The sequence below is a fragment of the Glycomyces tritici genome, assembly GCF_030403505.1.
Map to the genome: position 1 here is coordinate 69760 of NZ_JAUEMJ010000007.1, position 19495 is coordinate 89254.

Annotated in this window: 17 protein-coding genes and 1 tRNA gene; 17 read left to right on the forward strand and 1 reads right to left on the reverse strand. The window is 70.1% G+C overall.

Annotation, left to right across the window (positions count from 1 at the left end; translation table 11 throughout):
• Nucleotides 1-9: 9 nt before the first annotated feature.
• From QWI33_RS20770 to pyrG, 5 genes are all read left to right on the forward strand, one after another.
• Nucleotides 10-906: a hypothetical protein gene (locus tag QWI33_RS20770; RefSeq protein WP_289958258.1), complete on the forward strand. Its 897-nt coding sequence runs from the start codon at nt 10-12 to the stop codon at nt 904-906.
• Complete coding sequence (gene murJ / locus QWI33_RS20775; RefSeq protein WP_289958257.1) at nt 903-2612, forward strand: murein biosynthesis integral membrane protein MurJ; 1710 nt, start codon at nt 903-905, stop codon at nt 2610-2612. Before QWI33_RS20770 ends, murJ begins: the two co-directional genes overlap by 4 nt.
• Nucleotides 2609-3706 carry a glycosyltransferase family 4 protein gene (locus QWI33_RS20780; RefSeq protein WP_289958256.1) on the forward strand — a complete coding sequence of 366 codons (1098 nt, stop codon included), beginning with the start codon at nt 2609-2611 and terminating at the stop codon, nt 3704-3706. Before murJ ends, QWI33_RS20780 begins: the two co-directional genes overlap by 4 nt.
• Nucleotides 3707-3740: 34 nt before the next feature.
• Entirely contained in the window at nt 3741-5954 is a 2214-nt protein-coding gene (locus QWI33_RS20785; protein ID WP_289958255.1) for a hypothetical protein, read from the forward strand.
• Between the two features lie 178 nt (nt 5955-6132).
• Nucleotides 6133-7743 (forward strand): CTP synthase, encoded by a 1611-nt coding sequence (gene pyrG / locus QWI33_RS20790; RefSeq protein ID WP_435367592.1) that lies wholly within the window; start codon nt 6133-6135, stop codon nt 7741-7743.
• A gap of 54 nt (nt 7744-7797) precedes the next feature.
• Here the strand turns inward: pyrG and QWI33_RS20795 are convergent, their stop codons facing one another.
• Nucleotides 7798-9306 carry an MFS transporter gene (locus QWI33_RS20795; protein ID WP_289958253.1) on the reverse strand — a complete coding sequence of 503 codons (1509 nt, stop codon included), beginning with the start codon at nt 9304-9306 and terminating at the stop codon, nt 7798-7800.
• A 132-nt stretch (nt 9307-9438) separates the two neighbouring features.
• Between QWI33_RS20795 and QWI33_RS20800 the strand changes: the two genes are divergently transcribed.
• From QWI33_RS20800 to QWI33_RS20855, 12 genes are all read left to right on the forward strand, one after another.
• Entirely contained in the window at nt 9439-9990 is a 552-nt protein-coding gene (locus QWI33_RS20800) for a TetR/AcrR family transcriptional regulator (protein ID WP_289958252.1), read from the forward strand.
• Nucleotides 9991-10009: 19 nt separating this feature from the next.
• A complete protein-coding gene (locus QWI33_RS20805; RefSeq protein ID WP_289958251.1) occupies nt 10010-10564 on the forward strand; it encodes an NUDIX domain-containing protein in 555 nt (184 codons plus the stop codon).
• Between the two features lie 199 nt (nt 10565-10763).
• Nucleotides 10764-11885 carry an alanine dehydrogenase gene (gene ald / locus QWI33_RS20810; protein WP_289958250.1) on the forward strand — a complete coding sequence of 374 codons (1122 nt, stop codon included), beginning with the start codon at nt 10764-10766 and terminating at the stop codon, nt 11883-11885.
• Between the two features lie 225 nt (nt 11886-12110).
• Nucleotides 12111-12983: a ParA family protein gene (locus QWI33_RS20815; RefSeq protein WP_353895498.1), complete on the forward strand. Its 873-nt coding sequence runs from the start codon at nt 12111-12113 to the stop codon at nt 12981-12983.
• A gap of 77 nt (nt 12984-13060) precedes the next feature.
• Entirely contained in the window at nt 13061-13936 is an 876-nt protein-coding gene (locus tag QWI33_RS20820) for a segregation and condensation protein A (protein WP_289958249.1), read from the forward strand.
• Entirely contained in the window at nt 13933-14691 is a 759-nt protein-coding gene (gene scpB, locus QWI33_RS20825; RefSeq protein ID WP_289958248.1) for an SMC-Scp complex subunit ScpB, read from the forward strand. The genes QWI33_RS20820 and scpB overlap by 4 nt, the downstream gene beginning before the upstream one ends.
• On the forward strand, nt 14678-15415 hold the full coding sequence (locus QWI33_RS20830) for a pseudouridine synthase (RefSeq protein ID WP_289958247.1): 738 nt from the start codon (nt 14678-14680) through the stop codon (nt 15413-15415). The genes scpB and QWI33_RS20830 overlap by 14 nt, the downstream gene beginning before the upstream one ends.
• 44 nt (nt 15416-15459) lie before the next feature.
• Nucleotides 15460-15834, forward strand: a complete 375-nt coding sequence (locus QWI33_RS20835) for a YccF domain-containing protein (protein WP_289958246.1) — start codon at nt 15460-15462, stop codon at nt 15832-15834.
• Between the two features lie 101 nt (nt 15835-15935).
• Nucleotides 15936-16613: a (d)CMP kinase gene (cmk, locus tag QWI33_RS20840; RefSeq protein WP_289958245.1), complete on the forward strand. Its 678-nt coding sequence runs from the start codon at nt 15936-15938 to the stop codon at nt 16611-16613.
• Nucleotides 16606-17997, forward strand: a complete 1392-nt coding sequence (gene der / locus QWI33_RS20845) for a ribosome biogenesis GTPase Der (RefSeq protein ID WP_289958244.1) — start codon at nt 16606-16608, stop codon at nt 17995-17997. Before cmk ends, der begins: the two co-directional genes overlap by 8 nt.
• An 85-nt stretch (nt 17998-18082) precedes the next feature.
• Nucleotides 18083-18156: transfer RNA gene (locus QWI33_RS20850), tRNA-Pro, on the forward strand.
• A gap of 387 nt (nt 18157-18543) precedes the next feature.
• A complete protein-coding gene (locus QWI33_RS20855; RefSeq protein ID WP_289958243.1) occupies nt 18544-19413 on the forward strand; it encodes a hypothetical protein in 870 nt (289 codons plus the stop codon).
• The last annotated feature ends 82 nt before the right edge of the window (nt 19414-19495 follow it).

A 19495-nucleotide genomic window follows, 5' to 3' on the forward strand; every position in this document is an offset into this window, starting at 1 on the left:
ATCGCGCCCATGAGCCAGCTAACGCGCACGGTAGGGCGGGCGTTCATCGGAGGCCTCGCCGCGGGCGGCACGATCGCCGCGATCAGCGCCGTACGCCGCTCCAAGTGGGCGGCCGAACTGGAACGCGTCAACCACAAGGGCGACACCGTGTCCCTGGCCGAAGGCCCGGGGATCACCGTGGGCGCCACCGCAGGCGCGGTGCTGGGGGCGAACTCCCCGGCGTACGCCGCTGCCGCGGCCGCCGCAGGGCTCACCGCCGGAGCGGTCGGCCTTTACGACGACATCGCCGACGCCAAAGGCGAGAAGGCCAAGGGCTTCAAAGGCCACGTCGGCGCGCTCCTCAAGGGCCGCTTGAGCGCCGGCTTCATCAAGATCCTCGGCATCTCCACCGCCGGCATCGCCTCGGCCGCCCTCATCGACCTGCAGAACGGCGAACTCACCGACGAGCGCCGCCCGCTGGTGCGCCGCCTCTGGAACGTCGGCGTGGGCGGCGGCGTCATCGCAGGCGCCGCCAATGTGATCAACCTCTTCGACCTGCGGCCCGGCCGCGCCCTCAAGGTCGTCACCCTCGCCTCCGCGCCCCTGTCGCGCTCGGTCGGCGAGAACTCCCGCCGCCGCACCGCCGCGGGCGGCGCCAACACCGCGCTCGCGGTCTCCGCGGCCGCGGGCGCCGCGATGGCCGACGACCTCGACGGCAAGACCATGCTCGGCGACGGCGGCGCGAACGCCCTCGGCGCGCTCCTCGGCCTCGCCTACATCGCCCGCACCGGCATGATCGGCCGCCACGTCGCCCTCGCGGGCGTCGCCGCCCTCATCGCCGCCTCCGAAAAAGTGAGCTTCACGAAAGTGATAGCCGAGACGCCCGTGCTGCGGGAGTTGGACGAGCTGGGTCGGACGAAGTCTTGACCGAGACCCGACGCGAAGTCGGTCGTGCCGCCTCGGTCATCGGTGCGATCACCGTCGCCTCCCGCCTGGCCGGATTCGGCCGGACGATGGTGTTCACGTGGGCCATCGGCCTCGGAACGCTCGGCACCGCCTACCAGACCGCCAACTCCATCCCGAACATCATCTTCGAGCTCGTCGCCGGCGGCGCCCTCGCCGCCCTGGTGATCCCGCTCCTCGCCGCCCCGCTCGCCCGGAACGACCCCAAACAGGTCAGCCATATCGCCTCGGCGCTGATGACCTGGGCGCTGACCATCCTCATCCCCGCCGGTCTGCTCGTGGCGGCCTTCGCGCGCCCGATCATCGTCCTGCTGATGCCGGACAACAACGCGGTCGCCGACCCGATCGCCAGAGAAGCGACGATCGACGCCGCCACCGAGATGCTCGTCCTCTTCGCCCCCCAGATCCCGCTCTACGGGGTCGCGGTCGTCCTCACCGGCATCCTCCAGTCGCACCGCCGCTTCGCCTGGCCCGCCCTCGCACCGCTCCTCTCCAGCGTCGTGATGGCCCTGGTCTACGTGATCTACGGCGGGATCTCCGGACGCGAGTTCGAGGTCGAGAACCTGGGCCAGAACGGCATCGTGTTCCTCGCCCTCGGCACCACCTGCGGCGTCGCCGTCCTCGCCGGCTGCCTCATCTTCCCGCTGCGCGGCCTCGGCCTCCATCTGCGGCCCGCCTGGCGGCTCGACACCCACGTCGCTTCCGGCCTGAAATCCCTCGCCATCGCCGGGGCCATTACCGTCGGCGCCCAGCAGCTGTGCCAGGCCCTGCTCATCCGCCTCGCCAACGGCAGCTCCGACCCGGGCGCCGTAGCGGTCTTCACCGTCTCGCAGACTTTCTTCCTCCTGCCCTGGGCCATCCTCGCGGTCCCGCTCGCCACCGCCGCGTACCCCGTACTGGCAGAAGCGTTCTCACTCGGCGAGCATGACCGGTATCAGCGCCGCCTCTCCCAGACCGGCCGCGCGATCCTCCTGCTCTCCGGCCTCGGCGTCGCCGCGCTCGCCGGACTCGCCGAGCCCATCGCGACCGTCCTCTCCTCGGTGTCGGCCGACAAGAGCGACAACACCCAGATGCAGATCCAGGGCACCCTCACCGGCCTGGCATTCGGCCTCTTCGGCTACTCGGTCTTCGCGATCTACTCCCGCGGCCTGTACGCCATCGGCCGCAACAAGTACGCCGCCGGAGCTACCTCGATCGGCTGGGCCGCCGCCGCCGTGGCCGCCGTCGTCCTCTCCGAGAACATGCCCCTCGCCGACCGCACCCTCGCCCTCGCGATCGCCTGGTCGATCGGCATGACCGTCATCGGCTTGGCGCTCACCGCCGCCATCGCCCGCCACACCGGCGCCGCGAGCCTGAGAGGCATTCCCAGGGCCGCGCTGGCCACTGTCGTGGCCGCAGTCGCGGCCGTCCTGGCCTCCCGCGAGATCATCGCGCTGTCGGGCCATGCCGGCAACTTCTACTCGGCCCTCTGGCAAGGCGTCGTCGTCGGCGGCGCCGTCGCCGTCGTCTACCTCGGGGTCGCCGCGCTCATCGGCGGATCCGGTGTGGTGCGCCCCGTCTTGCGACGCGCTGGCATAATCCGAGCGTCTGAAGAACCCGACGACAGCGCACTCGACGACAGCGCACCTGACGACCCAGTGCACGACGAGACCAGTGGAGCAGACAAGTGAGCCATCGCCGAATCGCCTTGGTGCTCGGCCCCTCGACAGGCGGCATCGGGACGCACGTCGCGTCGCTCGCGGCGGGCCTGGTCGAACGCGGCGACGCCGTCCTGGTCGTCGGCCCGCCCGAGACCGAGGAGCGCTTCGGCTTCCGCGCCAAGGGCGCCCGCTTCGCGTCCGCGCCGATCACGGCCAAGCCCTCGCCCGAACTCCCGCTCGCCTGGTGGTCGGCCCGGAACGCCCTGCGCGGCATCACCGGCCGCGGCGTCGACCTCGTGCACGCCCACGGCCTCACCGCCGGGCTCACCGCGCTCGCGGCCCGCCCCAACGGCGCCGCCCTCGTCACCACCTGGCACAACCAGCTCATCACCACCGGGATCAAGCGCCGCGTCTCCGACCAGATCGAGAAGCGCCTCGCCCGCGGCGTCGACGTGGCCCTCGCGGCCTCCTCGGACCTCCACGAGCACCTGGTCGACCTCGGCGCCCGCGACGCCCGTCTCGCGCCCGTGGCCGCCCCGCCGCGGGTCGCCGTGAGCGGCGCCGGCGCAGTCCGCGCCGAACTCGGCATCGGCGACCGCCCGCTGCTGCTCTCCGTCGGCCGCCTGCACCCGCAGAAGGACTACGACACGCTCATCAGCGCCGCGCAGCGCTGGACCGCGCTCGACCGGCAGCCGGTCGTCGTGATCGCCGGAGACGGCCCCGAGCGGCCGCGCCTGCAAGGCCTCATCGACGCCTCCGGGGCCGACGTGCGCCTGCTCGGCCACCGCACCGACGTCGCCGAACTCCTCGCCGACGCCGACCTGGCCGTCATCTCCAGCCAGTGGGAGGCCCGCCAGCTCTTCGCGCAGGAGGTCATGCAGGCCGGCGTGCCGCTGGTGACCACCCGCACCGGCGGCATCCCCGAACTCGTGGGCGACGCCGCCCTCTACTTCGAGGTCGGCGACGTGGACGGCCTCGACCGGGCCGTGAGCGACCTCCTCGACGACCCCGCCCGCCTCGCCGCCTACGGGGAGAAGAGCCTCGCCCGGGCGGCCACCTGGCCCGACGAGGCCCAGATGCTCGACTCGCTCGACGCGCTGTACCTGGAACTGACGGGAAGATAGCGCCGCCGTGTCGCGAAAACTCGATGCCGGGCGCTTGACCCGCAAAGCCCGCAAGGCGGTCGCCCGCGGCATCACCGAGAACCTGGGCCCGATCGGGGCCTGGTTCGCCGTCGCGGTCCTCGCCTTCGTGGCGATCTTCCAACTGCTCCCGGAGGACGGCGAGGAGGCGCTGCCCACCACCGTCGACTCGGTCGTGCTCCTGGGCGTCAGCGGACTCACCTGGACCGACATCGACTCCGAGACGACCCCGAACCTCGCCGAACTGGCGAAGGACGGCTCGCTCGCCGAACTGAACACGAACTCGGGCCGCGGCTTCACGTGCGCCCTCGACGGCTGGCTCACCCTCTCGGCCGGCGCTCCCGCCGTGAGCGACCCGTACGGGCAGGGCGCGCAGTGCGACCCGGTCTCGTCCGACCAGATCAGCGTCGAGGACGGCACGGCGACCGTGGGGGACATGACCGACCTCGTGACCCTCAACCGCGACCTCGAGCAGGGCACCCAGCTCGGCACGCTCGCCGCCGGCACCACCTGCGCGACCGCGATCGGACCCGGCGCGGCGTACGCCACGGCGAACTCGGTCGGGCGCGTCGGCGAGTACTGGCCGGGCGTCCCCAGCGGCGACGACCTGGCGGACGCCCTGACCGAATGCCCGCTCACCGTCGTGGACGGCGGCATCCTGCCGGTCGAGACCGCCTCCCGGACCGCGGCGCTCGCGAACCTCGACGAGACCGTCGGCGAGCTGCGGGCCGCCCGCGGCGAGGACTCGGCGCTCATCATCACCGGCATAGGCCAAGTGGCCGAGCCGAACCGACTGCTCGCCACCATCGCGAACTTCGCGACCGAGGAGGGCCACAACCTCCTCGACCTGCCCGCCGAGCGGCCCGGCTACCTCCGGCTCACCGACCTGACCGCGACCGTCCTGACGCTCCTGGACTCGCCGCCGCCGGACACGGTGACCGGCACGGCCGCCGGCGCCGCCGCCGACTCGAAGACCTATGAGGACCGGCAGGCGGTGTTCGACGACACCGACTCGCGGCTCATGGCCGCCGCCGTCGCGGCCCCGGCCACCCAGTGGCTCCAAGTGCTCCTGTTCCTCGCCCTGACCTTCGTGGCCTGGCCGCTGCTGCAGCTGCTGCGCCGCGCCGGGCAGCCCGGCGTCAAGCCGCCGCCGCTGTGGCTCATGCGGCTCAACATCGTCTCGGCGCTCGTGTGCGCCCTCTTCGTGGCCGCCGCGATCCTCGCGGACTTCTTCGGCTGGTGGTCGGCCGCGCACCCGGGCATCGTCGGGCCGCTCACCGCGCTCGGCATCGCCGTCGTGTGCGCGTTCCTCGCGATCGTCCTGCCCGGCCGCCACGGGCCCGCCGGCCTCATGGTCTCCGTGTCGGCCTTCGGGATCATCGTCACGGTCCTGGCGATGCTCCTGCACACCGAGGACCCGCTCGGGACCCTCCTCGGCGACTACACGGTCGCCGACTCCGCCTCGAACGAGCTCGGGCCGGTCGCCACCGGCATGTTCATCGCCTCGCTGTGGCTGCTCGCCGCCACCGTGTCCTGGCGGCTCCCGCGCCGCTTCCAATCCCCGGCGATGGCCGGGATCGGCTGCGTCGGCGTGCTCATCGCCTCGGCCGGGGTCCTCGGCGACTCCGTCCCGGCGGCCGTCGCCATCATCGTCGGCACCTGCCTCGCGGCGGCGCTGGCCACCGGCGGCTGGGTCACGTTCCCGCGCTTCGTGTGGTCGGGCCTCGCGGGCGTCGCGGTGCTCTTCGGCCTCTCCTGGATCGACTACCAGCGTCCTGAGGCCGAGCGCGGCGAACTCGGCTCGTTCCTGGGCGACATGCTGGGGGACACGAACGGGGTCATCGCCTCCGGCATCGGCTCGAACATCGTGGCGGTCTTCACCTCGCCGCTGAGCGTGCTCACCGTCATGGCCGGCGCCTACTGCTGGCTGATCCTCCTGCGCCCGGGCGGCGGCCTGCGCCGCGCCTTCGGCCTGTACCCGCCGCTGCGCGCCGCGTTCTCCGCCGCCGTGGCGGGATCGGCCGTCGCGGGCCTCCTCCTCGGCAAAGGCCTCATGAGCCTCGGCGCGGCCCTGGCCGTGATGGTTCCCTTGGCGGTCATCATGAGTCACCGCGTGCTGGCCCGCGCGCACGTCAAGGACGGCCAGTACTCGGACATGATCGTCGACGCACCGTCGTGGGTCGATGAGGAAAACGACGGTGAAAGTGTTAGTGTGGAATCCCGTGGATGATGCGATCCACCGGTTGCGTTCGACGAAGCTTGCAAGTCGAACAATGGGCTTAGCCCCAGCAGCTCGTTCGCCACGAACATCACGGGAGTCCGCCTTGGCCAGCGCCGCTAATGGTCAGATCCGTTCCACGAAGCACCTCTTCGTCACCGGTGGGGTCACCTCCGCACTCGGCAAGGGCATGACCGCCGCCAGTCTCGGCAACCTGCTGACCGCGCGCGGCCTCTACGTCGTGATGCAGAAGATCGACCCGTACCTCAACGTCGATCCCGGCACGATGAACCCGTTCGAGCACGGCGAGGTCTTCGTCACCGATGACGGCGGTGAGACCGACCTCGACATCGGCAACTACGAGCGGTTCCTCGACCGGAACCTGTCGAAGCAGGCCAACGTGACCACCGGCCAGGTGTACTCCGACGTCATCGCCAAGGAGCGCCGCGGCGACTACCTCGGCGCGACCGTGCAGGTCATCCCGCACATCACCAACGAGATCAAGTCCCGCCTGGCCGCGATGGCCGATCCGGACCCCGAGACCGGCCGCGTCCCGGACGTGGTGATCACGGAGGTCGGCGGCACCGTCGGCGACATCGAGTCGCTGCCGTTCCTCGAGGCGATCCGCCAGTACCGGCACGACATCGGCCGCGACAACTGCTTCTTCCTCCACGTCTCGCTCGTGCCGTACCTGGCCGCGTCCTCGGAGATGAAGACCAAGCCCACGCAGCACTCGGTGGCGCAGCTGCGCAGCATCGGCATCCAGCCCGACGCGATCGTGTGCCGCTCGGACCGGCCGCTGCCGGACGGGCTGAAGGGCAAGATCGCCGGGTTCTGCGACGTGGACGACGCGGCGGTCGTCTCCGCGCCCGACTCGAAGTCGATCTACGAGATCCCGAAGACCCTCCACTCGGAGGGCCTGGACGCCTACGTGGTCCGCAAGCTCGACCTGCCGTTCCGCGACGTCGACTGGACCGCCTGGGACGACCTGCTCGACCGCGTCCACAACCCGGTCGCCACCGTCGAGGTCGCGATCGTCGGCAAGTACGTCGAGCTGCCTGACGCGTACAAGTCCGTGGTCGAGGCGCTGAGCGCGGCCGGCTTCGCCAACCGCGCGAAGGTCAAGGTCCGCTGGGTCGTCTCGGACGACTGCGACACCGCCGAGGGGACCGCGAAGGCCCTCGCCGGGGTCGACGCCGTGGTGGTCCCGGGCGGCTTCGGCGACCGGGGGGTCCCCGGGAAGCTGCACGCCCTCACGTGGTCGCGCACGCGGCTCGTGCCGACTCTGGGCCTGTGCCTGGGCATGCAGTGCATGGCGATCGAGGGCCTGCGCGAGGTCGCCGGGCTCGTGGGCGCGAACTCCGAGGAGTTTGACCGCGAGGCCGAGCACCTGGTCATCTCCACGATGGCCGACCAGACCGACATCGTCGCCGGCCGCGGCGACATGGGCGGCACGATGCGCCTGGGCACCTACCCGGCACAGCTCGCCGAGGGCTCCATCGCCGCCGAGGTCTACGGCGCGACGGAGGTCAACGAGCGCCACCGCCACCGCTACGAGGTCAACAACGCCTACCGCGACCAGCTGCTGAAGTCCGGCTTCGTGATCTCGGGCCTCTCGCCCGACGGGCGCCTGGTCGAGTTCATCGAGCTCGACCGCGAGGTGCACCCGTACTACATCGCGACCCAGGCCCACCCGGAGCTGAAGTCGCGCCCGACCCGCCCGCACCCGCTCTTCGCGGGACTGGTCGAGGCGGCGCTGAAGCGCCAGGCCGCCGAGCGCCTGGATCTCGAAGCGGCGTAAGCGAACACGTAAAAGGCGGGCCGCTCCCCTCGGGGAGCGGCCCGCCTTTCGGCACTACTGTTGCGCGGGCTGCTCCCGCAGCGCCCGGCCGACCGCCACGGTCGCGAGGAGCACCAGCACCGCGGCGATGAGCGCCACGGTCCGCAGCCCGTCGGTGAACGCGGTCCTGGCGGCCTCCATGAGGGCGTCGCCCGTGGCGGCGGGCAGCTTCGCGGCGATGTGCGCGGCCTCGCCGAGCGTCTCGGCCTGGACCGGGGCGTCCGCCATCTCGCTGCGGTAGATCCCGGTCGCGAGCGAACCCAGGAGCGCGACGCCCATCGCGCCGCCGAGCTCGTACGCGGTCTCGGAGATCGCCGACGCCGCGCCCGCCCGGTCGGCCGGGGCCGCGGCGAGGATCGCGTCGTTGGTCACGGTCTGCGCGAGGCCGGCCCCGATGCCGATCAAGATGGAGGCGACCACGACCACCAGCGCGCCCTGCTCGACGCCGACCAGCGACATGCCCGCGAAGCCGGCCATCACGAACACCAGGCCGCCGATGATGGTGCGCACCATGCCGACCCGCTCCGAGAGCCGCACGGCGAACAGGCCCGCGACCACGGAGACCGCCATCTCGGGCAGGAGCAGCAGCCCCGCCTCCATGGGGGAGAAGCCGAGCACGAGCTGCAGGTACTGGGTGAGCAGGAACAGCGACGAGATCATCGCGAACACGATCGTGAAGTTCGTGGCCAGCGAGGCGCTGAAGCGGCGCAGCCGGAACAGCCCCACGTCGATGAGCGGGTGCTCCAAGCGCAGCTGCCGTGCGATGAACGCCGCGCCGAACGCGAGGCCCGCGATGAGCGACACGACGGCCGTCCACGTCAGGCCGTGCTCGGCGATCGTCTTGACGCCGTAGACGAACGGGAACATCGCCAGGAACGACAGGGCCACGCTCGGCAGGTCGATCCGGCCCGGGTTCGGGTCCTTCGACTCCGGCACGAGCAGCGGCGCGACGACCACGACCGCGAGCGAGACCGGTGCGGCCATGAGGAACACCGAGCCCCACCAGAAGTGCTCCAGGAGCCAGCCGCCGATGATCGGCCCGGCGGCCGCGCCCGCGGAGAAGCCTGAGGCCCAGATCGCGATGGCGAACTTGCGCTGGCGGTCGTCGTGGAACAGGTTCCGCATGAGCGCCAGGGTGGTCGGCATGAGGGTCGCTCCGGCGAGGCCGAGCAGCGCCCGGGCGGCGATGAGCGCTTCGGCGGTCGGCGCGTAGGCGGCGAGGACGCTCGCGGCGGCGAACGCGGCCGAGCCGATGACGAGGAGCCTGCGGCGGCCCACGCGGTCGCCGAGGGTGCCCATGGTGACCAGGAGTCCGGCGAGCATGAACCCGTAGACGTCGACGATCCACAGGAGCTGGGAGCTGGTGGGCGCGAGGTCTTCGGACAGGAACGGCACGGCGAAGCCGAGCACGGTCATGTCGATCGAGATGAGCAGGACGGGGAGCACCAGCACGGCCAGCGCCCAGCCCTGTTTGGGGGTGATGCGGGCGCGGGGCTCCTGCGGTGCTCGAAGCGTAGCGGCCATGGGTTTCACTCTTTCTTGACGTGAGCCGCGGCGCGGCTCGCGAGGCGGCATCCCCGGACACCGGGCGTGCCGGAGGCCGACACGCCCTTCGACTGTACCGTCCGGACGGTACAGTTGGCATCTGGAGGAAACATGAAAGAGCCGGAGATCACCACCCGGGACCGCATTCTCAACGCGCTCCAGCGCATCCTCGTGGACCAGGGCTCCTCGGGCGTGACCTTGGAGAAGGTCGCCGCCGAGGCCGGCGTCTCCAAGGGCGGGCTGCTGTACCACTTCAAGTCCAAGTCCGAGCTGTACGACGGCCTGGCCCGCCGCCACCGCGCTGTGGAGGAGGCCAACATCGCCCAGGCCCGCGAACGCGGCGTCGTCGAGATGTTCCTGGAGGTCTCCTGGGTCGAGTCCGAGGAGTCGGCGGCCGGGCTCTGGGCGCTGCTCACCGCATTGCGCGGCACCGGCGAGCTCTCCGAGCAGGCCCGGGCCGACGTGCTGTTCATCTTCAACGGCTGGCGCGACCTCATCCACGAGCAGGTCCCCGACCCGGTGACCGCCGAGATCGTGCGCCTGGTCGGCGACGGCCTGTTCCTCTCGGCGCTCGCCGGCGCCCCGCTGCCGGATCGCGCGGTCGTCGAGCAGATCCTTCGGCGCCTCAGCGGCGAGGCCGCGGAGCCCGATCCCGAAACCTGAGCCGACTAGTGTGGCCCTCGTGCATGAGTACCGAGTCCTCGACAGCGAAATCATCCACCGCGGCTGGGCCTACGACCTGACCGCCGAGACCATCGCGATGCCCGGAGGCGGCACCGCCAAGCGCGAATACCTCCAGCACGTCGGCGCGGTCGTCACCGTCCCGCTCGACGAGCAGGGGCGGGTCGGCCTGATCCGCCAGTTCCGGGTCCCGGCGAAGGAGCTCCTGTGGGAGCTCCCGGCGGGCCTGCGCGACGTCGAAGGGGAGGACCCGGCCGTGGCCGCCCGCCGCGAGCTCGCCGAGGAGGCCGACCTCCTCGCCGCCGACCTCGTGAAGCTCGGCGAGTTCTACTCCACCCCGGGCATCTCGAGCGAGATGATCCACTACTACCTCGCCACCGGCCTGAGCCCCGTCCCCGAGGCCGACCTGCACGAGCGCACCGACGAGGAGACCCACATCGAGCTGGTGTGGTGGGACCTCGACAAGGCCATCGCCGCCGTCGCGGACGGGGAGATCCGCAACGGCGTCTGCGCGCTGGCGCTTACCCTTACGAAACTCCACCTCGACCGAAACTGACCCGCAACATCCAAGGCGCACGCTCACATGGCCCGTCGCATCATGGTGCGACGGGCCGCCTTACGATCACGGCGACGACGCCGTCCGAACCGCTGAACCCACAAGGAATGCGGGCTCCAGGACACCCGGCGTCCTAGACTGCCCGTGCGGGATGCCGACCGGCCCCGAACTGGCACAACGCTTCGGAAGGAACCCGCACGTGAAAGTCGCCGTCCCCCGCGAGATCAAGAACAACGAGTACCGCGTCGCCCTCACCCCCGCCGGGGTCCACGAACTGGTCGCCGCCGGCCACGACGTCTTCATCGAGACCGGCGCCGGCCTCGGCTCGGCGATCACCGACGCCGACTACCGCACCGCCGGGGCCCTCATCTACCCCGACGCCGAATCGACCTGGGACGCAGGCGATCTCGTCCTCAAGGTCAAGGAGCCGATCCAGGCGGAGTTCCACCGGATGCGGCCCGGCCAGACCCTCTTCACCTACCTCCACCTCGCCGCGGGCCCCGAGTGCACCGACGCGCTGCTGGAGCACCACGTCACCGGCATCGCCTACGAGACCGTGCAGACCGCCGACGGCCGCCTGCCGCTCCTGGCGCCCATGAGCGAAGTGGCCGGGCGCCTCGCCGTCCAGGCCGGCGCCTACCACTTGCAACGCCCCGAAGGCGGCCGCGGCACCCTCATGGGCGGCGTCCCCGGGACCGCGCCCGCGCGCGTGGTCATCATCGGCGCGGGCGTCTCGGGGATGAACGCCGCCGCCATCGCCGTCGGGATGCGCGCCGACGTCGAGCTCCTCGACCTCAACGTCGACCGGCTCCACGTCGCCGACGACCTCTACCAGGGCCGTCTGCGCACCATCGTCTCCAACCGCTTCGAGGTCAAGCGCGCCTGCAGCGAGGCCGACCTCGTCATCGGCGCAGTCCTCGTCCCGGGCGCCAAGGCCCCCACCGTGGTCGACGACGACGTGCTCGCCGAGATGAAGGACGGCGCGGTCCTCGTCGACATCGCCATCGACCAGGGCGGCTGCTTCGCGCACTCCAAAGCCACCACCCACGACGACCCCACGTTCACCCACGCGGGCAAACTCTTCTACTGCGTCGCGAACATGCCCGGGGCCGTGCCGAACACCTCGACGTACGCGCTGACGAACGCCACGCTCCCGTACGTCATGAAGCTCGCCAACCTCGGCTGGGCCGCGGCCCTCAAAGCCGACCCGGCCCTCGCGCGCGGTCTCAACACCTACGCCGGGCAGGTCGTCAACGAACCCGTCGCGATCACGCATCACCTGCCGCTCATGCCGATCGCGCAGGTGCTCGCGGAGAACTGACGTCCCAACAGGACTCGGGCCCCACTCTGCACAGCGGGCGATCTCACGCCGGGTGCCTCGGAGTCTCCCAAGCCGTCGACAGCCTCGATACACTGACGTACAGTCGCTAAGACAGGCAATGGTGAGACGCCCGGCACCCGGTGTCGACCTCGCACCCGGAGGCGCGAAGAAATGAGCAGTGTGGACAGCAACGACAAATGGGCGGCCCTGCGAGGCGCCGCGCAGATGCCTCCCGCTGACGGCACGGAGGACCTGACCTCGCCCGACCCGGAGTCGTACACCAACAAGCGCGAGATCCCCCAGCCCCAACCCCTGGAGCGCCACGGCCCGGCCCGCGTCATCGCCATGGCCAACCAGAAGGGCGGGGTCGGCAAGACCACCACGACCATCAACCTCGGTGCGGCCCTTGCCGAGTACGGCCGCAAGGTCCTCATGGTCGACTTCGACCCGCAGGGCGCGCTCTCGGTCGGCTTCGGCACCAACCCCCACACCCTCGACCTGACGGTCTACAACCTCCTCATGCAGGACGACGTCGACATCGACGACGTCATGGTCAAGACGAACGTCGCGGGCCTGCGCCTCCTCCCGGCCAACATCGACCTCTCGGCCGCCGAGATCCAGCTCGTCAACGAAGTCGCCCGCGAGCAGACCCTCGCCCGCGTCCTGCGGCCGGTCATCCCCGACTTCGACTACATCCTCATCGACTGCCAGCCCTCCCTGGGGCTCTTGACGATCAACGCGCTCACCGCCGCGCACTCCGTGCTCGTCCCGCTCGAGTGCGAGTTCTTCTCGCTGCGCGGCGTCGCCCTCCTCCTCGACACCGTCGACAAGGTCCGCGAGCGCCTCAACTACGACCTCGAACTCGACGGCATCCTCGCGACCATGTACGACTCGCGCACCACGCACTCGCGCCAGGTGCTCCAGCGCGTCGTGGAAGCCTTCGGCGACAAGGTGTTCTCCACCGTCATCACCCGCACGGTCCGCTTCCCCGAGACCACCGTCGCCGGCGAGCCCATCACCACCTGGGCCCCCGCCTCCTCCGGCGCCCGCGCCTACCGCCAACTCGCCCGAGAGCTGATCGCCGCAACGGATAAATAGGGTGCCGAAGTCCTTACGCCCCATGAAACCCGGAGTTCACCCCGTAGTGGCCCTGGCGCCCGTCTAAGCTGGCGTGCGTGACCGACCAGCAGCCGCCCCAGCTCCCGACCCAGCGGGAGGGCGAACCGGAGGAGGCCGAGACCGGCTTCCACGTCCGGCTCGCCAATTTCGAGGGCCCGTTCGACCTGCTGCTCCAGCTCATCGGCAAGCACAAGCTCGACGTCACCGAACTCGCCCTCCACCAGGTCGCCTCCGAGTTCATCACCTACGTCACCGGCCTCGACGACGCCTGGAACCTCGAGGAGACCTCCGAGTTCCTCCTCATCGCCGCCACCCTCCTCGACCTCAAGACCGCCCGGCTCCTGCCCGGCACCGTCGTCGACGACGAAGAGGACCTCGCCCTCCTCGAGGCCCGCGACCTCCTCTTCGCCCGCCTCCTGCAGTACAAGGCCTACAAGGAAGCCGCCGGCGCCATCGCGATGTTCGTCGAGTCCGCCGCGACCCGCATCCCCCGCAACGTCGGCCTCGAAGAGCGCTACAAAGGCCTGCTCCCCGAACTCGTCCTCGACCTCACCCCCGAGGAGTTCGCCGCCCTGGCGGGCAAGGCGATGCAACCCAAACCGCCCCCCACCGTCGGCACCGGCCACATCCACATGCAGCGCGTCTCCGTGCGCGAGCACGCCGTCATCATCTCCCGCCGCCTCCAGCGCGTCCAGACCGCGACCTTCCGGGCCCTCACCTCCGACTGCGAATCCCACCTCGAAGTCGTCGCCCGGTTCCTCGCCCTCCTCGAGCTCTACCGCGAAGCCCTCGTCGGCTTCGAGCAGATGCAGGCCCTCGGCGAACTCACCGTCCGCTGGCTCGGCGGGAACGTCACCGAGATCGACGTCGACGAGTACGCGGGAGCACCCGCAGAACCGCAAGCACCACCGGGGGAGGAACCGAGCACATGACCGAGCACCTGGGAGAGTCCCTCGAACACGACCTGGCGACCTGGAAGATGCCCGGCGCGCGCCAAGAGGCCGCGCCGCTGCGGCCCGACACGCCCGCCGACGAACCGGTCGCCGAAGGCGACGAGTACGCCGCCGCGCTGGCCGCCGCCCCCGCCCCCGCGGCATCGGACGAAGAACCCGAGGTCACGGCCGTCAGCCCCGTCCCCGACGACGTCGACCTCGGCGCCGTCCTGGAGGCGATCCTCATGATCGCCGAAGAACCGCTGAGCGAGGAGTTCCTCTCCTCGGTATTGGAGCGGCCACGTTCACAGGTGCGCGAGCAACTGGGTCGACTCAGCGCCGAATACACTGGTGACGGACGCGGATTCGATCTGCGTCGCCAAGCCGGCGGCTGGCGCTTCTACACCCGGGCGGACTACGCCCAGTACGTGGAGCGTTTCGTCACCGACGGCGCCTCCGCCCGCCTCACCAAGGCGGCACTGGAGACGCTCGCCGTGGTGGCCTACAGGCAGCCGGTCACCCGCGGCCGCATCTCGGCCATCCGGGGCGTGAACTGCGACGGCGTCATGCGCACGCTCGTCGCGCGCGGCCTGGTCGAGGAGTGCGGGACCGACCCGGACTCGACGGCGACGCTCTACCGCACCACCACCCTGTTCTTGGAGAAGATCGGACTGGACACGGTCGCACAGCTCCCCGAGCTGGCCCCGTTCCTACCGGACGACGTGACGGATATCGAGGAAGATGAACAACGCTGACGAAGAGGGCATCCGCCTGCAGAAAGTCCTGTCGCAGGCCGGGATCGCCTCCCGCCGTGCCGCAGAGGACCTGATCACCCGCGGCAAGGTGAAGGTCAACGGCGAGCGCGCCCACCTGGGCCAGCGCGTGGACACGTCCAAGGACGTCATCCACGTCTCCGGCAAGCGGGTCATGACCGACGTCGACAAGGTGTACTTCGCGATCAACAAGCCGCGCGGCATCGTCTCGACCATGGAGGACGAGGAGGGCCGCCGCTGCCTCGCCGAGTTTGCCAAAGGCATCGACCAGCGCGTCTTCCACGTGGGCCGGCTCGACACCGACTCCGAGGGCCTCCTGCTGCTCACCAACGACGGGGAACTCGCCAACCGCATCATGCACCCCTCGCACGGCCTGCCGAAGGTCTACCGGGCCCAGGTCGCCGGGATCATGGACCGCGCCACCTGGAACAAGCTGCTCAAGGGCATCGAGCTCGACGACGGCATCGCGAAGGCCGACAAGCTCAAGATCATCGACGAGCACGCCGGCCAGTCGTTGATCGAGATCACCATCCACGAGGGCCGCAAGCACATTGTGAGGCGGCTCATGGACGAGGCCGGCCACCACGTCTCGCGCCTCGTGCGCACCGAGATGGGCCCGGTCAAGCTGCGCAACCTCAAGCCGGGGACGCTCCGCAGGCTCACCCCGAACGAGGTGGGGGAGCTGTACCGCGAGGTCGGACTCTAGCTGGCTGTACTGACGGAAGCACATGGCCCGGTTAGGGTTCGGGCATGTCAACGATTCTGAACGTGATCTGGTTCGTGCTGGCCGGGCTCTGGCTCGCGATCGGCTACTTCTTCACGGGTCTGCTCTTCTGCATCTTCATCGTGACCATCCCGTTCGGCATCGCGAACATGCGCCTGGCCGGGTACGTGCTGTGGCCGTTCGGGCGGACCGTCGTCTACGACCGGGACGCCGGCTGCTTCTCGCTCCTGGGCAACGTCCTGTGGCTGATCCTGTTCGGCTGGGAGCTCGCGCTGGCGCACCTCGTCACCGGGTTCCTCCAGGCGATCACGATCATCGGCATCCCGCTCGCGGTGGCGAACTGGAAGATGATCCCGATGGCGCTGTGGCCGATGGGCGCGCGAGTCATCGAGAAGCGCTGATCCGGCGAGTCCCCAATAGTGAGGTCATTCCACACCTCACCAGGTATAACCGGGCATGATGTAGGTTTGCTTGGTTTGCAGTTGAAGAACGGAGCGCGACAGTGCCTGAGCAGAAGAGCGGACCGGTCGTCGCGATCGACGGCCCGTCCGGGGCCGGGAAGTCGACCGTGGCCAAGACTTTGGCGACCGCGATCGACGCCGCGTACCTCGACACCGGCGCCATGTACCGCGCCGCGACGCTGGCGGTCCTCAACGCCGGCGTCGACCCCTCGCAGACCGCACTGGTCACCAAGACCGTGAAGAACGCGAAGCTCGAGTTCGGGACCACCCCCGAAGACCCGTTCACCCGCGTCGACGGCGAGGACGCCGACCTGGCGATCCGCGGCGACGAGGTGACGAAGGCGGTCTCGGCGGTGGCCGGGAACAAGTCGGTGCGGAAGCACCTCATCGACGAGCAGCGGCGGATCATCGCCGACGCCAAGGCGGGCATCGTGGTCGAAGGCCGCGACATCGTCTCGGTGGTCGCTCCCGACGCCGACGTGAAGGTCTACCTGACCGCCGACCCGGTGGAGCGCGCCAAGCGGCGCGCCGCCGAGAACGGCGCCGACGCGAACACCACCGCGAAGGACATCGAACGGCGGGACACCGCCGACTCGAAGACCACCAGACCCCTGGAGGCTCCGGAAGGGGCCGTGGTGATCGACTCCACGACGCTGCCGATCGTGGAGGTAGTGGCCAAGATTCTGGCCTTGCTGAGCAACAGGGAAATTGATGACTGACGAAGTGACCTGGACCGGCGACGACGGTTGGAGCGAGAGCGACGACGTCGACGAACGCGGTCCGGTCCCGACGGTGGCCGTCGTCGGCCGCCCCAACGTGGGCAAGTCGACGCTGGTGAACCGTATTCTGGGCCGCCGCGCCGCGGTGGTGCAGGACGAACCGGGCGTGACCCGCGACCGCGTGGCGTACGACGCCGAATGGGCCGGGCGGGAGTTCAGCCTGGTCGACACCGGCGGCTGGGACCCGGACGCCGAGGGCATGGCGAAGTCCATCGCCCTGCAGGCCGAGCTGGCGATGCGCACCGCCGACGTGATCGTGTTCGTGGTCGACTCCCGCGTGGGCCCCACGGACGCCGATGAGGCGGCCGTGCGCATTCTGCGCTCGACCCGCAAGCCCGTGATCCTCGTGGCCAACAAGGCCGACTCGGAGCGCCAGGAGGCCGAGGTCCACGAGCTGTGGAGCCTGGGCCTGGGCGAGCCGTTCCCGATCTCGGCCCTCCACGGCCGCAACTCGGGCGACCTGCTTGACAAGATCGTCTGGGCGTTCCCCGAGGAGCCCACGGGCCAGCTCAAGGAGCGCGGCCCCCGCAAGGTGGCGCTCGTGGGCCGTCCGAACGTCGGCAAGTCGAGCCTGCTCAACCGCATCGCGGGCGAGGAGCGCGCGGTCGTCGACAACGTCGCGGGCACCACGGTCGACCCGGTCGACTCCCTCGTGGAGATCGACGGCGAGGACTGGGTCCTGGTCGACACGGCGGGCCTGCGCAAGCGCGTCAAGTTCGCCTCGGGCACCGAGTACTACGCCTCGCTGCGCACTGAGGCCGCCGTCGAGGCCGCCGAGGTCGCCCTGGTCCTCCTGGACGCCTCGGAGCCCATCAGCGAGCAGGACCAGCGGGTCCTGACCCAGGTCACCGAGTCCGGGCGCGCGATGGTCCTGGCGTTCAACAAGTGGGACCTCGTGGACGAGGACCGGCGGTACTACCTCGAGAAGGAGATCGACCGCGAACTCGGCCAGGTCTCCTGGGCCCCGCGGGTCAACGTCTCGGCCACGACCGGCCGGGCCGTCGAGAAGATCGCCCGCGCCCTGCGCGAAGCGCTCGAAGGGTGGGGTCAGCGCGTCAGCACCGGCGAGCTGAACAAGTGGATCAGCGACCTCCAGGCCGCCACGCCGCACCCGGTGCGGGCCAACAAGGCCCCGAAGGTCATTTACGCGACCCAGGCCGCCGCCGAGCCGCCGCGCTTCCTGCTCTTCACGAACGCGCCGTTCGACAAGCAGTACCTGAAGTTCATCACGCGCAAGCTTCGCGAGGACTTCGGCTTCGTCGGGACGCCCATCGACCTGGTGGTCAAACCCCGCGAATCCCGCAAGAAGGACAAGCGGAAATAGCCATTCTCACACCGGGGACCTCGCCTCAGAGGCCCCCGGGACCATAGGCTAAAGTTGTGTCCGCCGCGGACAACGCGGCGGAAAACGGGCTGTGGCGCAGCTTGGTAGCGCACTTGACTGGGGGTCAAGGGGTCGCAGGTTCAAGTCCTGTCAGCCCGACAAGAGAATAATCGTTCGAACCCTGGGCACCTTTTTAGGGGCCCGGGGTTCTGACGTTTTACCCGACTGGTAGCCGCAGGTCCTGGATTCTTGCAGGTGGTCGCAGAGGCCGGAAGTGACTGGCGGGCTCGTCTTGCTCGATGTGGGGGCTCTTGGCCCCGTCCACGGCGAGAAAGGCCTTCTCGAAACACAGGGCACCGAGGGTCGACACCAGGTGAAGCCCGTGAGCGCCTGGACGGCGTCGTTGCAGAGGTGATGTCAGGGTCAGTGACCCTTGACGACCTACCACCAGATCTACCACCGGTCATGTCCACCAAGGGCTGTCGGGCGGGCCCCTGCCATCGAGTGGGATCCTCGCTGTGGGGTGCATATCCGTATCCTTGACGGATGTGGTGGTGGCTGGCGGGTTCTGGCCTCGTTGCGGCGGGGATCGCTTTTGTGCAGTCGCTCGCCGCGGCACAATTGGGCGCCGTGACGCTTGTGCGGACCGCTATCGTTCTGGCACCCACCGGGACTGGTCTCGACGCCGTGTTCGGGCCGATCGTGGACCGGCCGCAGCTGGCACGCGGACTCGTCGGTCAACTCGCAATACCGGTGAGCCTGGGGTGCTTCCTGTCGCTCGCGGCCGCACCGGTGGTCGGCAACACCACGGCGCTGGTGCTCAAGCACGGGACGGGGTACACGGCGACATGGGCTGAGCTCTACCCCGAGCCTGGCCGATGGCTCGTCGGCGCCGCGCTGTTCGCGGTCGTCGCCGCACACGCTGCCGCCCACATTGCCTTGGACATGCACCTGCGCGGTTGGGGTTTGGTGCGGAACACGGGGTGCCTTTGGTGGGCCGGGGCGCTTCCCGGGCTCGCGCTCTTCTCCTGGGCGTGGCGGTCGATCACCGGCGCCGACGCGCTCACCGCCGCGCTGGCCCTGGCGGCAATGTCGCTCGCGCTGGCTTGGACGGCGAACCGTGCAGTGTGGGGCTGTTACGCGGAGATGGGTTTCGTGCCGCCAGTAGCCACCGCTGCTGATGGGACCGACCGTTCTCGCGTGATGGCCCGTCTGGGGACCTGGATGCTGATCCTGACCGGTGCCGCACTCGCCGCGTTGGTGCGCGGACTCGACATCGGCGCATACGGCTCTGGGCCGGGCATAGCACTGCTCACGCCCGCAGTGATCTTGGTGGCCACCGTCGTCAAGGACTTGATCGGCGACGTCGGAGAGGCGTTCGCCCGCCGCCATGGGCTCCCGTATCACCGAGACTAGGTCGGCGCTATTGATGTCCACGGCGGCTCCGTGGGTGCGCCGCCGCTCTAGAAGATCAGAACCCTGGCGATGCCGATTCGAT

Bases quoted from the DNA above. Each gene is read 5' to 3' on its own strand.
- QWI33_RS20770 (WP_289958258.1), top strand. From the start codon at position 10: ATGAGCCAGCTAACGCGCACGGTAGGGCGGGCGTTCATCGGAGGCCTC.
- pyrG (WP_435367592.1), top strand. From the start codon at position 6,133: ATGACCGCCGCCAGTCTCGGCAACCTGCTGACCGCGCGCGGCCTCTAC.
- QWI33_RS20795 (WP_289958253.1), bottom strand. From the start codon at position 9,306: ATGGCCGCTACGCTTCGAGCACCGCAGGAGCCCCGCGCCCGCATCACC.
- QWI33_RS20800 (WP_289958252.1), top strand. From the start codon at position 9,439: ATGAAAGAGCCGGAGATCACCACCCGGGACCGCATTCTCAACGCGCTC.
- QWI33_RS20815 (WP_353895498.1), top strand. From the start codon at position 12,111: ATGCCTCCCGCTGACGGCACGGAGGACCTGACCTCGCCCGACCCGGAG.
- scpB (WP_289958248.1), top strand. From the start codon at position 13,933: ATGACCGAGCACCTGGGAGAGTCCCTCGAACACGACCTGGCGACCTGG.
- QWI33_RS20830 (WP_289958247.1), top strand. From the start codon at position 14,678: ATGAACAACGCTGACGAAGAGGGCATCCGCCTGCAGAAAGTCCTGTCG.
- QWI33_RS20835 (WP_289958246.1), top strand. From the start codon at position 15,460: ATGTCAACGATTCTGAACGTGATCTGGTTCGTGCTGGCCGGGCTCTGG.
- der (WP_289958244.1), top strand. From the start codon at position 16,606: ATGACTGACGAAGTGACCTGGACCGGCGACGACGGTTGGAGCGAGAGC.
- QWI33_RS20855 (WP_289958243.1), top strand. From the start codon at position 18,544: ATGTGGTGGTGGCTGGCGGGTTCTGGCCTCGTTGCGGCGGGGATCGCT.